11 protein-coding genes and 1 pseudogene are annotated in these 14488 nt (G+C 62.7%); 2 read left to right on the forward strand and 10 right to left on the reverse strand.

All coding sequences use genetic code 11. The features are described from left to right. Positions 1–2 precede the first annotated feature (2 nt). Both QRN59_RS16730 and QRN59_RS16735 read left to right on the forward strand, forming a co-directional pair. Positions 3–401 carry a RidA family protein gene (locus QRN59_RS16730; RefSeq protein WP_284983612.1) on the forward strand — a complete coding sequence of 133 codons (399 nt, stop codon included), beginning with the start codon at positions 3–5 and terminating at the stop codon, positions 399–401. Between the two features lie 46 nt (positions 402–447). Continuing rightward, positions 448–1938 carry an amino acid permease gene (locus QRN59_RS16735; RefSeq protein WP_284983613.1) on the forward strand — a complete coding sequence of 497 codons (1491 nt, stop codon included), beginning with the start codon at positions 448–450 and terminating at the stop codon, positions 1936–1938. 93 nt (positions 1939–2031) lie between these two features. Here QRN59_RS16735 and QRN59_RS16740 read toward each other — a convergent pair whose 3' ends face one another. The 10 genes and pseudogenes from QRN59_RS16740 to QRN59_RS16780 all read right to left on the reverse strand — a co-directional run bounded on the left by QRN59_RS16740 (position 2032) and on the right by QRN59_RS16780 (position 14385). Next, complete coding sequence (locus QRN59_RS16740; RefSeq protein WP_284983614.1) at positions 2032–3228, reverse strand: M20 family metallopeptidase; 1197 nt, start codon at positions 3226–3228, stop codon at positions 2032–2034. After that, positions 3225–4244 (reverse strand): succinylglutamate desuccinylase/aspartoacylase family protein, encoded by a 1020-nt coding sequence (locus tag QRN59_RS16745; protein ID WP_284983615.1) that lies wholly within the window; start codon positions 4242–4244, stop codon positions 3225–3227. Before QRN59_RS16745 ends, QRN59_RS16740 begins: the two co-directional genes overlap by 4 nt. Before the next feature lie 23 nt (positions 4245–4267). After that, positions 4268–5821: a sugar ABC transporter ATP-binding protein gene (locus QRN59_RS16750; RefSeq protein WP_284983616.1), complete on the reverse strand. Its 1554-nt coding sequence runs from the start codon at positions 5819–5821 to the stop codon at positions 4268–4270. A gap of 8 nt (positions 5822–5829) precedes the next feature. Next, positions 5830–6981 carry a sugar ABC transporter substrate-binding protein gene (locus QRN59_RS16755; protein WP_284983617.1) on the reverse strand — a complete coding sequence of 384 codons (1152 nt, stop codon included), beginning with the start codon at positions 6979–6981 and terminating at the stop codon, positions 5830–5832. Between the two features lie 51 nt (positions 6982–7032). Further along, positions 7033–8121 carry an ABC transporter permease gene (locus tag QRN59_RS16760; protein WP_284752881.1) on the reverse strand — a complete coding sequence of 363 codons (1089 nt, stop codon included), beginning with the start codon at positions 8119–8121 and terminating at the stop codon, positions 7033–7035. A 155-nt stretch (positions 8122–8276) separates the two neighbouring features. Next, positions 8277–9101: an Lrp/AsnC family transcriptional regulator gene (locus QRN59_RS16765; RefSeq protein ID WP_284752882.1), complete on the reverse strand. Its 825-nt coding sequence runs from the start codon at positions 9099–9101 to the stop codon at positions 8277–8279. A 57-nt stretch (positions 9102–9158) separates the two neighbouring features. Continuing rightward, positions 9159–9302: pseudogene (locus QRN59_RS24560) on the reverse strand (Lrp/AsnC family transcriptional regulator); the annotation flags it as partial. A gap of 140 nt (positions 9303–9442) precedes the next feature. Further along, positions 9443–10324, reverse strand: coding sequence for a PaaX family transcriptional regulator (locus QRN59_RS16770; protein WP_284983625.1), 882 nt, complete (start codon positions 10322–10324; stop codon positions 9443–9445). After that, a complete protein-coding gene (locus QRN59_RS16775; protein ID WP_284983618.1) occupies positions 10324–10830 on the reverse strand; it encodes an acyl-CoA thioesterase in 507 nt (168 codons plus the stop codon). Before QRN59_RS16775 ends, QRN59_RS16770 begins: the two co-directional genes overlap by 1 nt. A 171-nt stretch (positions 10831–11001) precedes the next feature. After that, complete coding sequence (locus QRN59_RS16780) at positions 11002–14385, reverse strand: DEAD/DEAH box helicase (RefSeq protein WP_284983619.1); 3384 nt, start codon at positions 14383–14385, stop codon at positions 11002–11004. Between the last annotated feature and the right edge of the window lie 103 nt (positions 14386–14488).

Consider the following 14488-nt stretch of genomic DNA (forward strand, 5'->3'; position numbering starts at 1 on the left):
ATATGAGCCACAAGACCGTCAATCCCGAGTCGCTCCCAAAGCCGTCGGGCTTTGCGCACGGAATGCTTGCCGGAAACACTCTGTTCTTGGGTGGTCAGACGGCCCTGGACAAAGCCATGAACATCGTTCCCGGCGGGATCGTAGAACAGTTCACCCAGGCGTTTTCCAATGTGCTGACTACCCTGCGCGAGGCGGGCGGATTACCCGAGGACCTGGTCAGTGTGACCATCTACCTCACCGACGTGGACGACTATATGGCCAACGGCCGCGAGATCGGACGGATCTGGCGCGAAATGGCCGGTTCCGAGTATCCCGCGATGGCCGGAATCGGTGTCACCCGGCTGTGGCAGAAGGAAGCCCTCATCGAGATCCAAGGCATCGCCGTCATTCCGGAGCGCTAGCCCCTGCGGCGCAACTCCCCAAGAACTTTCGAGCAAGGAGACAACGATGTCACACAGCTTCGACCTGATTAAAAACCGCGAACGCGGACTCAAGCGCGAACTCACCAGCCCACAGTTGACCATGATCGCGCTGGGCGGCGCGATCGGCACTGGGCTTTTCCTCGGAAGCAAGTTCGCCATATCTTTCGCCGGACCCAGCGTCCTGCTGAGCTATGCGATCGGTGGCCTGATCGCCGTGATGCTGATGGGCGCGCTGGCTGAGATGACCGTGGCCCATTCAACCACCGGGTCCTTCGGGGCTTTCGCCGAGCACTACATTTCGCCCCTCGCCGGATTCCTGGTGAAGTACCTCTACTGGTCCTGCGTTGTGCTGGCCGTGGGCACCGAAGTGCTTGCGATCGGGGACTACATGAAGCTCTGGTTCCCGGGAGTTCCTCCGCTGGTCTGGATCCTGTTGTTTGCCGGCGTTCTCATCGCGGTCAACATGTTCAACGTCAAGGCTTTCGGCACCCTGGAATACTGGTTCTCCAGCATCAAGGTGTTCGCCATCCTCGGATTCATCCTGCTCGCCGCCATCCTGATCTTTGGAAAGCGAGAGGCCGGCTACGGAATCCATAACTACACTGCCGAGGGCGGGTTTTTCCCCAACGGCGTGTCCGGCATGTGGGTGGCCGTGATTGTGGCGATCTTCAGCTACCTCTCGGTGGAGATGATCGCCATTGCCGCCGGTGAAGCGAAGGATCCGGGAACGGCCGTCAAGAAGGCGTTCAAGGTCACTGTATTCCGTCTCTTCCTCTTCTACATCCTGACCCTGGCGCTGATCCTGGCCATTGCACCTGTCAGCCAGATCCTTGCCGGAAACAGCCCTTTCGTCACCGTCATGCAGGTCATTGGCATTCCGTTCGCCGATTCAGTCATCAACGTCGTGGTGATTGTTGCTGCGCTTTCGGCCATGAACTCGCAGCTCTACATCTCCACGCGCATGATGTTCAGCTTGTCCCGCGCAGGGCAGGCGCCCGCCGTGTTCGGGCGGCTTCACAAGAACGGTTCCCCGGTCAATGCACTGATCCTCTGCACAGGTGGAATCGCCGTGGCGGCCTGCGTGTACGCCCTGAATCCGGAGTCAGGCTTCACCTTCATGATGGCGCTGTCCATGTTCGGGGCAATGGCCACGTGGCTCATGATCTTCGTGACCCATCTGGCGTTCCGACAGGCAGCGAAGCGCGACGGGACGGCTCTGTCGTACAAGCTGCGGTTTTACCCGGTGGCCTCCTGGGCCGGAGCGATCCTCATGGTTGCCATCATGGTCACCACCCTCTTCGTTGACGCCTTCCGGATGACACTGATCTTCGGGGTTCCGTTCGCCATCGGTATCGTCGTCCTCCACTTCGTCCTGAAGAAGGGCCGCAGAGGCTCCGCTCAGGGAACTGCAGAGTCCGACTCCGACGGTTCTGCAACCGGCACCGCCGGCGGATCCGCCGTCGTCGGCTCCGATTTCGACGGCGACCGGAACCTGGAGGGGGCCGCGAACTCCTAGGGCGTGGTGTGGGCCGGCCGCATTGCGGCCGGCCCACCTGCGCGCTGCCTGGACTTGCCCGCCAGAACTGTGTTGCCGCAGAGTTCCAGTGAGTCACGGCCGAATTCGTGTCAGCGCGGCGTCCACAACCGTCCAAGCCATCGCGATCGCGCCTTCGATGAGCGCCTGATCAGCTCGCTCCGAGGCTGCAGCTTCTGTGAACGCGGACTGGTGGTTGGACACAGGCGAGTCACAAATCTTGACGTGCGGATGAAGGCTTGGGACGACTTGGGAGACGGCGCCGAAGTCGGTGGAGGCACGGAATGCGCGGGCTTCCGGATCCTGCGGAAAGCTTCGGCCTAGGGCCTCCGCATTCTGCTGATACAGCGAGGCCAGCCGCGGCGACTGCACAACATTCGGGTATGTCAGTTCCCATTCCAATTCCACTGTGCAGCCGGCCGCGAGGGCTGCCCCCGTGAAGCAGGCCTCGACACGTGGGACCATATCCTCAAGGTCCGCAAGGGTCTGGGCTCTGATCCCGTACACACCCGCGGAACTTCCCGGGATCACGTTGGCAGCAGAACCGGCATTCGTGACAACACCATGGACTCGGGTGTCGTTGGGGAGCTGCTGGCGAAGCAAACCGACGGCGACCTGCGCGATGGTCGATGCGTCGGCGGCGTTCGCTGCCTCCCATGGCGATGCCGCGGCGTGCGAGCTCTTACCGGAGAACTCGAAGGAGAAACCGGTGCTGGCGAGGAAGCCTGGTGAGGCGTCTTCGAATGGCGCAGGATGAATCATCATGGCCATGTCGGCGCCGATGAATGCACCTTGTTCCAGCATCAGGATCTTGCCGCCGCCGGTCTCCTCTGCCGGGGTGCCCAACACTTCGACCGTGAGATCGAGCTGCTCAGCCACGCCCTTCAGTCCCACAGCCGCAGCGACTGCGCATGCTGCGATCAGGTTGTGGCCGCAGGCGTGGCCAAGCTCTGGCAATGCGTCATACTCTGCCACCACGATCGCTTTGAAGGAGCCTGCTCCGGCAACTGCGGAGATCGCGGTGTCCAGCCCAAAGGCGCGTTCTGTCACTGTGAATCCGGCTGCGCGCAGCTCGTTCGCGACTTCCCTGCTGGACTTAAACTCGGCAAAACCGAGTTCGGGCATGCCGTGGATGCGATGGCTGAGGTCGATCGCCTGGTCGCGAAAAGCCTCTATCTCCGCTTGCACTGCCTCTTTAATGGCGTTTCGGAGTTGGGTATTCCTGGTGGCAGATGCACCTATGGTCTCGGGGATGGCTGCGTTGGCGCTCATACGTCGGCCGCCGCAACGAATCCGACAGCATGGCCTTCGGGCACGGCAAAGGACCCGCCCCCTGGCGCCGTCGTCAGGAAAGCCCACACGAATCCCGTGACGGGCATCTTGACCTCTTCCAACACCGACCCATCCATGCCCACGATGTGCGCAACAACGCTGCCTTGCTCCATAACTGTTCCTGGATCGCAAACCGGGAATAGAACACCTGACTCGCGGGAGGTGAGTACCCCATGGTAGGTGAAACTTCCTTGGAGCCTTTCCACCAACTGGGGTGCAACTGGTTCCTCCAACATTCCTAGCTTGGACATGACGTTGAGGACACCTCGGACACCCGCTTCGTATCCTTGGTGTCCATGCTCGTCGAGCAACTCGACCATCAGCCCCGGAATACCATGTGCTGAGGAGGCAGCAGCGGGCTGGCCGTCCACGGACCCCACCTTCTCCGCGGTACCGTCCTCTGGGTCGGTCATCAGAACCGGGGTGACGCCGAAAGCTTCCGCCATTGCGCGCTGGACTTGGCGGACCTCGGGTGAGGAGCACTGCGCCGCGAACTCCATCGACATGGGCACCGCCGGCTCCGCGTTGTTGTGCAAGTCGATGTAGTGAGTCGCGACATCGAAGAGACTGCGGACTTGCGCCCCTATCCGCAGCGTTGGTGATCCGGCTGGGTCGCTGGGCCAGTAGCACGGCATTCCCAGGTGGATGCCGTCCTCGGGAGAGGCGTAGGTCGCCCGGTCGAAAGCAAGGGGATTGGTCACCGGAACTGAGATCAATGTTCCTCGCAGCCTCGCCGGGTCAATGCGCGCGATGAGCTTGAGAAGTGTTCGTGTTCCCGTGATTTCAGTGCCATGCGTGGCTCCAGTGACAAGAAGGACAGGACCAGGCTCCGCCCCGTGCATGATGCTCACCGGCACACTGACCACTTGTCCGGAGGCGGACGTGGTAGCGGTCAGGCGACCGTGTCGCAGTTCCCCTGCGGGTACGTGGAGGGATCCGACCTCGAATACGCTCATTGCGGGATTCCTTAATGTTGGTTTCACGATGTGGCAGGCGTCGCTGTGGAGGCGAGGCAGCGGTGGGTGATGGCATCGGTGGTTAGCTGATCCCCGGTCAGCTCTCCGGAGACGGCCCCGTTCTTGATGACAATGACTCGATGACAAAGATGGGCGAGATCCTCGTATTCACTGCTCGCGATCACGACGGAGCAGCCGTCTCGGGCTGCGCGGTTGATCAGGTCAAAGAGAGTCTTCTTTGCTCCCACGTCCACGCCGTTGGTCGGTTCGTGGAGGAAGAGAACGTGGGGACGGGTGAGCAGCCACTTGGCAAGGATTAGTTTTTGCTGGTTGCCGCCGCTGAACGAGCTCAGGGGCAGATCGGGCGCCAGCGGCCGCAACCCAACACGGCGCATCGCCTCGATTGCGTCCTTGTGCTCCTCTGAGTAGGCCATGCGACCCGAACGCCAGTAACGCCTCATGGTGGCCATCGTGAGGTTCTCGGCCGCCGAAGCCGCCATGAGTCCGCTGGAGGTCGCCCGATCTGCGGGGATATACGCCATCCCCATGCTCATGGCACGGCGCGGTCGAAGCCACTTCTGCGCGACTTCCGTGCCTTTGACTTCGACTTTCCCTGCTCCGCGGCTGGCACCGAAGCACAGACCGATGATCTCCTCGAAACCATCTCCCACGAGGCCCGTCAGCCCGAGGATCTCTCCGCGGGACGCCACGAATGAGACATCACGCGTTTCTGCTCCGCTGAGATTTGTAGCCCGTAGGACGGGCTCAGTCACGGTCGTATGTTCGGACGGATAGAGGTTCGTGAGCTCCGTGCCAAGGATGGCCGTTATGAGGTCGTCGGTAGTCGCCGACGCGACGTCCATGGTTGCCACGACTTCTCCTGACCTCAGGATGGTTGCCCGATCGCAAACATCCTTCACTTCGTCGAGTCGGTGCGTCACAAACACCACCGAGCTACCGGTGGCCTTGATCCTGCGGAGGACCTCGAATAGCTGGTGCACCGCGTCCGCCGGGAGGTAGGCTGTGGGTTCGTCCAGGACGAGCACACCCCTTTCTTCGCCGCTTATGGACTCGATGCCCCTGATGATCGACAGCATGGCCCGCTCTACTGCGGACAGGCGTCCGACCACCGCGTCGGGCGAGAGCCCGAGCCCATAACGTCGGAGGGTCTCCTCGGTATAGGACCGTTGGGCGCGCCAGCTGATCCTTCCCCACTGTGTTCGGTAACGGCCTAGCCCGAGCGTCTCCATGACGGTGGACGAGAGGACCAGGCCGAGATCCTGGTGCACAAATCCAAGCTTCAGGCGTTCTGCCGTCTTAGGGTCGATCGGGAGGCCCTCCGACCGGCCGGACACCGTGACGCAGGGAGCATTGTCTGCCGTGTAGCCCCCATCCGGGGCGATCTGGCCGGCGAGGAGTTTGATCAGTGTGGACTTGCCTGAGCCATTCTCGCCCAGGAGGGCATGGATCTCACCGGACGCGATGTTGAGGTATGCCTCCTTGAGGACGGGACGGGCCCCGTAGGACTTAGTGAGATGCTCGGCCCGAAGCAGGGGCTCCTGGTTCGTTGAGTTCATGGTACTGATCACCCTTGCCAGAGCCGGGTGTAGAAGGTACGGAAATCGAACGAGCCGTACCAGTCGCCGGACTTCTTCGCGAGGTCGATCGTGTCGATGTTGGCCCGCGTAAATGTCCGGTTCGGGACCTGCTCGTCTGCAACCGCATCCTCGCCTGCGATCGCGCGCATCGCCTGGTCAACCGCAGCCCACCCCATTTGGTAGAGGTTGGTCCCTACTGTCGCCGCCTCCGGGTCCGCCTTGTCCTGGAGCCCGCTCATTGCCCCGACAATGGCGTTCGAGCCCACCAAGCGGATGTTTCGGCCTGCGAGCCCGGTGATCGACGGCTTGATCGCCAGATTCATGTCGTCGACGAGGCTCACAACGTAGCGGGTTTCTGGATTGCGCTGCAGAAACGCGTTGACCTGCGGTTGCAGGAGAGACGACCAAGCTTCCAAAGGTGCGTCCTGCACGGCGACCTTGGCATCGGGGCACAACTGGGCGAACTGTTTCGTGAACTGGTCGACCACATCGGAACTCGAGGTTCCGAAGCTCGAAGAGCCCAGGTAGAGCACACCTGCGTGGCACGACGAGTCTGCAGCCACGAAGTTGGCCTGCCGTGTACCCACGTCGTTCGTTGCCGACGCGTAGGCAAATACACCGATATCGCCAAGTTCCTTAGAGACCTTGCCCGGCGCGTCACTGCCGACACTGATCACGGGGATCCGGTGGCTTTTGGCCCCGGTGATGCTCGATGCAACGCTCTTCGGGGGCGTGCCCTGAAGCAGGATGACGTCGACGGATTGGGCGACTGCCTGATCTACGAGGGAAGCGGCCTTCGGAGGATCGCCCTCGCTGTCCGAAACAGTGACGGTGGCACCCGCAGCCGCGGCGCCCTCCTTGACGCCGGCAAGAACGTCCTGGCTGAACGGGAAACTGAGGCCGCTCGCGATGAACCTGATGTTTTTGCCCCGTAAGGAAGTCCCGTTCTTGACCGACGGGATCTTGGGGCTAGCGGTCACCGGCGCGATGTCGAGGGCTAGCGCCTTGGTGGCGACGCTTTCCGGGCTTGAGGACCCCCCGGCATTTGTGCCCTCGCTCGCTCGTTGACAGCCCGTCATGCCCAGGAGCGCAACGGAAATCACGATGGGCAGGATGGCTGTACGTTTCTGTCTCATCATTTGAAATCACCTAAATTTGTTTGGGTCGAGAACGACATTGTTCTTGGATGCTTATGCGCGATTTGTTCGGCCGTTGCGGCGAGCCGCAAACGTTGAGAGGGCGACTCCCAGGATCAGGGCCATGCCGTAGAACACCTGCGTCACCCAGCCAGCCAGTCCCAAGAGCTGAAGCCCGGTGATGCCGGTTGCGAGGAAGTATGTTGCGACCGCCGTTCCTAAGATGTTGAAACGGCCGGGCGTGAAACTGGTGGATCCGAGCATCGCGGCCGCGAACGGTGCGAGCGCGTAGCTGGTACCAACGTTTGGGTCAGCCGAGCCGAGCACGCCGGTAAGCAGAACTGCGGCCACCGCGCCAAGAAGGCTGGATACGATGAGGGACCCGGCTCGGATCGCGTCCACTCGAACTCCGGACAGGCGAGCTACCTCTCGCCCGGCACCTGTGAAGTACAGGCTGCGGCCGATGGGCGTGTGTTGGAAGAAGTACCACGCCACAACAACCACACCCAGGGCGTAGAAAAAGACGAGCTGGATCCCGCCCACAGTGCTTCGGGCGGCATCGACCAGGTCCACAGAGATGCCGGTGACGGTGAGGTTATTCAGCCCCAGAGCGAAGCCGATGAGCACCGAGGTCATCGCGAGCGTGACAATGAGTGAACTGATCCCGATTCGGACGACGAAGAAGGCGTTCACGCATCCGACCACCAACCCAATTGCCAGCGCCACGAGCACTGTCGGCATCAGCGGCCACCGTTGGATGACGTTTAGATATCCCATCGTGACCACCGTGATCACCACTACACCGCTCGACGACAGATCGAACTCCCCGGCGGCCATGGGAATGGTCACGGCGATTGCCACGATCAGGACCGTGGCCTGCGAACTGAGGAGGTAACCCAAGTTCGAGCCTGAGAGGAAAACTCCGGGCAGGAGCACGCCAAAGGCCACGATCATCAGGGCCCAGGTGATAATCAGCCCGAAGCGCGAACCGATCAGAGCGATCCGATCGTGAGCCCGCAACCTCGGCTCGGCCAGGGGGGCGTCAGCCGTGTTTGCGGGACTGGACGGTCCGTCCTTAACCAGGCCACCGCGAGACGTCGCGGGGGAGGCCGCAGGGTCTTGTCCGATTCGCGTTTGCGCCATTTTGTCACTCCTATGGATCTCACTCAGTGCTTGCGCGTTGTCGCGCTTTAAGAAAAGTCTGAGGTCAACGATCATAAGAGGCAGAAATTTGTTTGAATTCAGCAACAACACGGCCAAAATTGTAGGAAAACGATCCTCGCTCCGGCTGGTTGGGCTCAGTCCGTCCAAGGCCGGAGCGGGACCACGCCCGCGGACCGACCATTTTCTCCGAGAAGCCTGCCCATTCGCTTGACGGACCGCAGATCGATAACCCGATTAGACACAACCACAAAGGGAAACCGCTCAAGCAGGGTTGCCTCTACCGCCTCGATCTCTCCCAGCGAGTGGAGCCAACAGGTCGCCATGAGGTTGTTGGGTCCTGTCGTTGCCGCCGCGACGCGAACTTGAGACGATCCTGCCAAGCTCCGACACACCTCCTGAAGCCTGTTCGCCGGAACCTTGCCCCAGATTGTTGCCGAGATGGGCCAACCAAACACTGGCGCGGCAAGATCGCACCTGACTCGCACCACCCCACTGTCAACAAGCCGGCCCACGCGACGCCGGGCGGTCGCCGGGGTCACGCCCGCCTGTGCCGCCAAATCCTGGAAGGCCATTCGGCCGTCAATCACCAACGCGTCCAGCAGAGAACGATCCACTGGATCCAGCTGCGGCATCTCCCGGCGGTCGAGCGTATCCCGTGAAGTTACTGATGCGAGCCTGCCTACCTGACCGGCGTCCATCGCGCGGAGCCGCCAGCGGCTACCCTCTCCGTACAGTGTGGTTACAATCGACACTTCGACACGGTCAACTCCGGGATAGCTCCCCAGCCGGCTCAATACACTCTCGTGAAGCGAGTAGAGGCTGCTCGAGAACACCGTCATGGAAAGATCGGGCGCGCCCCCCGTGATTTCCAAGGTCGCCACCGAAGGGTCGTTCTGCAGCCTTACGACCAATTTTTCCCGAAGCCGTGGACGGCACCACATCAAGACGAACGCGGTCACGCCAACAGTGTGAAAAGCCGGACCGGGCGTAGCGCTCACCCAAGCGAGCCCGGCTTCGCGCAAGCGGTCCCACCGGCGAGCCAAAGTGATTGGCGCGACGTCCAGAGCCTGGGAGATCAGAGCCCATGGCGCGCGCGGCGCGCGCTGCAGTGACTCCAACAACGCCAAGTCAAGCTCGTCCGGAGCGATGGATTCGTACACAATTCCCCGACTATTTGAAGGTTGCTTCCCGATGAGGCGGGACGAGACGACCCCGCGTGGCGTTGGCCGCGAGACCTGTGCGCGAACTTAACAGTCGACTCGGCGGTATGTCAACGTCCTTGTTGCCTCGCTGGATCGCACTAGGGTGCCACCAGGTCCGTATTACCGTGGATGAGTTCGTGCGCGTGCGCGGCCGCGAGGGGCGCGGCAAGGCGATGAACCGCCTGGAACGTCTCGCGAACCGCCGGACCGCGCCAATCCTTCGGGAGGTATTCCAGCGGCAGGTTCGGGTCCCGGTACGGGAAGCGGCGCCACAGGGTCAGCATGGGGATGTAGTAGCGAAAAGCATCCCGGCGCAGCTGGGCCGTCGAGTTGGCCAGGGCGGCTCCGGGATCATGGCCTACCAGTCCGGCCCAAAGGTCTCCGGCCCCTTCGTAGAGATCCAGGAATTCGGCGAATTGCTCGTCGATGGCCTTCAGGTCCCACCATTCGGCCACCTTCGGCCGCATGGGGCCCTCAAACAAGTAGTCGCCGCGGAAGAAGTCCACAAACTGAACAAGCCCGCGCGAGGCAAGCCGCTCACGGGCTTGTTCAAGTACCTGGGCCGGTGCGATCCATACCCCCGATGCCACGGACCCAAAACCGAGCCCGGAAAGCTCTGACCGCAGTTGGTGCCGGCGGTTCCGCATTGTTTCGGGGACGGAGAACACCGCGAGGACCCAGGATTCCAGCTGGGCGGAGCGATCGGCGGCGAAGATTCTCCGGTCGCCCTCGCGGAAAACATCCAGAACAGTGTCGGACAGTTCGTATTTGGCGACGCCGTCCTGGCGGACACTTTTGAGGACACCCTTGGCTTTGAGCCGCGAGACTGAGGAACGGACTCCCGGCGCATCGTAGCCGAGGTCGCCCAGCATGGAAATCAGCACGGAGACAGGGAGGGCGTCGCTCGAACTACGGCCGTAGAGCCCATACAGGGTGACGATCAGTTGCTGGTGGCGCACGGAGGGAGCGGGCACGTCCATCATCGTTCAGAACCCCCGATCTTCGGGACTGTCGGTGCGGCCGCCTGCCGGATCCGTTCCGGCCACGGCTGGGCTGAGGCTGAGCCCGCTGGCACGTGTGCTGTGGTCAATGTCCCATGTGCAGCCAGGCCGCCCGGCGAGTTTGGATGTGCGTGGCCATGGACCTCGAACGCAAGGGTCATGGACGTACGGCCGACTTTTTGGATCTTCACGGTTGTCGTCACCCGTTGGCCAAACCACAGCTTGGCCGTGTAATTGACTACTTGCTGCACTCGCGGAGCACTCGGGAAGTACTCCGGAAGCGCCAGATTGCGGAAGAGCTCTGCCTCGGCAGCCTCGACCCAGCGCATGATCGCGGAGTTGTGTTGATGGCCCGACGCGTCAGTGTCCACCCATTCCACAGCCTTGTCGATGCTTGCCTGCATCTCTGGCTGTGCATCGCTGCCCTCCATGGTTCCCCCTTCGGCAACCCTGTATTTGCTCAGGCCGCCTTCAATTGTATACATCAAGTGACGGCCGTTCGGAACTCGATATGCCGAAGGAGGTGGCCCAGGACGGAACGAATCACGGAGGCATCCATATAGCCTCCTGAAACGGTGAGTTAGTCGCTCCCTATTCACATTTGTGGCATCAAAAGTGAATAGCGGCGGTCCTGGCCGTTCCTCAGGCGCGCATCCCTACTCCGCGAACAAGCCGGCCAGGTCCTCCGCTGTCAGGGCGCCACCAGTCAGGGCATCGCCTTCCATGACATCCGCGAACAGCTTCGACTTCCTCGTCTTGAGCGCCATCACCTTTTCCTCGATGGTGTCCTTGGCCACCAGCCGGTAGACCATCACGTTCCTCGCCTGCCCGATCCGGTGGGTGCGGTCCACGGCCTGCGCTTCAGAAGCCGGGTTCCACCATGGGTCCAGCAGGAAGACGTAGTCGGCCTCGGTGAGGTTCAGGCCGAAGCCGCCGGCCTTCAAGGAAATGAGGAACACGGGCGCTGCGCCGTTCTTGAATTCGCTCACGACGTCGGCCCGGTTCCGGGTGCTGCCGTCGAGGTAGCAATACTCGATGTCCTCCGCGTCGAGCCGCTCCCTGACCTTGCCCAGGAATCCCGTGAACTGGCTGAAAATGAGGGCCCTGTGCCCCTCCGCAACGAGGTCCTCCAACTGTTCGAACAGCACATCGAGCTTGGACGAGCGCACTGCGGACAGGGACTCGTCCACCAGGGAGACATCCAGGCTCAGCTGCCGCAGCAGGGTGAGCGACTGGAAAATAGTGAAGCGGTTCTTATTGACGTCGTCGATGAGCCCAAGGATTTTCTGCCGCTCACGTTGCAGATGCGTCTGGTACACCTTCTGGTGCCGCGGGTTCAGCACCACTTCCAGCACCTGCTCCTGCTTGGGCGGCAGGTCCTTGATGACTTGCTCCTTGGTGCGGCGCATCATCAGGGGGCGGACCCGACGGCGGAGCTTGGCGAGCTGGGCCTTGTCGCCGTTCTTTTCGACAGGCTTTTGGTAGTACTCAGCGAAGCGGCGCGGGCTGGAGAATAGCCCGGGTGCGACAATAGAGGTCAGCGCCCAGAACTCCATGAGGTTGTTTTCAAGTGGCGTTCCCGTGATGGCCAGCTTGAAGGATGCCGGGAGTTTCCGGGCGCACTGGTACGCCTTGGACTGGTGGTTCTTCACGAACTGGGCCTCGTCGAGCATCAGCCCGGCCCATTCCTTGGCCGCGTAGGCCTCGTAGTCGATCCGGAATAGCGCGTAGGAAGTGATGACGACGTCGGTTCCGGCCATGGCTTCCTGCGGATCCGTGCCGCTCTTGGCGAAGGTCTCTCCGACGGTCTTTATGCTCAGGCCGGGCGCGAAGCGTTGGACCTCGGCGGCCCAGTTGCCCACGACGCTGGTAGGCGCGACCACCAAAAAGGGAGCGCTGCCGCCCGCGCCGTCCGCGGCGGATTCAGCCTTCTCCTTCGCCGCGCACATCAAAGCAATCGCCTGCACCGTCTTGCCGAGGCCCATGTCGTCGGCCAGGACGCCGCCCAGGCTGTGCCGGTAGAGGAAGCTCAACCAGTTGAAGCCCTCCAGCTGGTACGGACGGAGCTCGGCATCAAGCGAGCCCGGCAGCGGTAGCCCGGTCACGCCGTCGTCGAGCAAGCCGCCCACGGCCTCGCGCCATGCGGCCGCTTGCTCGTCCACAATCCCCAATTGCGCGAGCTCATCCCAGAGCCCGGCCTGGAAGCGGCTGATCTGCAGGGTGCCGTGCCGGTCGGGGTTGTCCTGCAAGGACCTGGCCTCGTCGATCAGCGCGCGGAGTTGGTGCAGTTCGGGCAGGTCCAGCGAGAAGTAGGCGCCGCTGGGCAGCAACATCCGGCTCTGGCCGGCCGCGAGGGCGGAGAACACCGCGGCGAAGGACACAGGTTCGCCCTCGAGCGTGATGACGATGCCGAGATCGAACCAGTCGCGGCTGTCGGTGGCCTTGGTCGAAATGGAGACGACGGGAGCCTCGGTGGCCTCGCGGTAGTCGGCGATCTCGCCCGAGGTGTCCACGACGACGTCGGGCAGCTCGCGGAGCCGGGGCAGTACCTCCTCGGTGAAGGCCAGGGTGTCCAGGCCGTCCAGCGCTACCGAGGCGGCCAGCCGTGGAGCCCCCCATCCTCCGCTCGAGGATTCGCCCAGCGCGGCAACCACATCCCACGGCCGGCCCAGGGACTCCAGGATCCGGGCTTCCTCGGCGTCGTCGCGGTAGCCGTGATCGTCCGGGTGCCGCCAGAGGGGCTGGGCCGTCACGAGCTTGCCGGCCTTGTAATGCCATTCCCAGTGCAGCCGCACCCGGTGGTCGGAACCGTAGTCCGCCAGCAGGGACAGCGTGGGCACGGCGAGGACAGGCAACTCCACTGAATGGTCCGCTGCCGTGACCCGGGTGGACTGCTTGAGTTTCGGATAGAACGCCGTGAGGAATCGCTCTTCGTCCTTCGCCGGGATCTGGAGCCGGGATGCGCCCATGACGAAATCGAGGAGTTCCTGCGACTCGCCGCCCTCCAACGGAGCCAGCGTGATGAGGTTCTCGGGTGCCGATACGCCGGGCAAGTGCCCCTCGCCGGGACCGGTGAAGAACAAGCCATGCGCCGGGCGGCCGATCAAGCCCAAAGTGGCCGGATCAAGGGCCTCCCCGCCCAAGGTCACCGACGGCGCGAGCTGCAGTCCGTCGTCGGGCCGGCTAAGGTCGAGCCCGACGACGGCGGGCTCGGCAGCAATGCGGACCGGTTCGGCTCCGCCGGAGTGGATGAGCGCGACCCCTATCTTCCCGGCCTCAGCTATGAGGCTCCACAGGTTCTTTCCGGCGAATTCGTTGAGCAGCATCCACATGCTGGAAGTTAGCTGCCGGTAGTCAGCAGTGGAATGCGCGGCCAGGAAGTTCTGCATCCAGTCGATATGGGCTTCGTTGAACTCGCGCTTGTAGCCGAGATAGTTCAGGTTGGTCCAGGAAACATCGCCCCGGATCCACTTGCCCTTGGCGCCCATCATCACCGGGCGGGCCTTGAGCTGGCGCACGCTGCGCAGCGGATCCCGCCGGCCTGTGTAAGAGAAATGCGGGGCAGGTTCTTCCACCTCGAACGCCAGCGCCAAGGGGAGGCCCTGGCCTTGCGTTGCGGTTCCCGGAGTGGCGATGAGCTTGCTGAGTGCCTGCTCCCAGGCCGGCCGCTGCACGATTCCCCCAGGCTGGGCCGTCTGCCCGAACGCAGGCGCGCTCAGCAGCTGTGCCCGCACGGCAGGATGGTCTTCGGCGGCGAAGAGAAGGGCGGCCACATGTTTGCAGTCCTTGCGGACGGGGCAACTGCACACGCCTACGGTGCAGCTCCAGCCGCCGGGCTTGCGGACCAGCTTGGCCGACGTCGAATACGCTGACGGGCCACTGCCCCTGACCTTGCCCATCATCAGACCCGTGGCGGAATCGAAAGTGATGCTGCTGACCCGGCTTCCCATGGCATAGGCGAGGCCGGCCGCCAGGGAGCGGTCGTTAATGGCGGGTGTCTGAATCGCCAGTTCCCAGGAGTCGTCAGAGCGGGAAGGCATTCGTTGGGACTACTTTCGGCAGGAGGCTATCTATGAATCCTAGTCCCCGCCACCTCCCTGACTTCGCTCCGCTCAGCCAGGGAACCCGGGCGGCGTGGGCCCA

The sequence above is a fragment of the Arthrobacter sp. efr-133-TYG-118 genome, assembly GCF_030209755.1.
Taxonomy (GTDB): Bacteria; Actinomycetota; Actinomycetes; order Actinomycetales; family Micrococcaceae; genus Arthrobacter.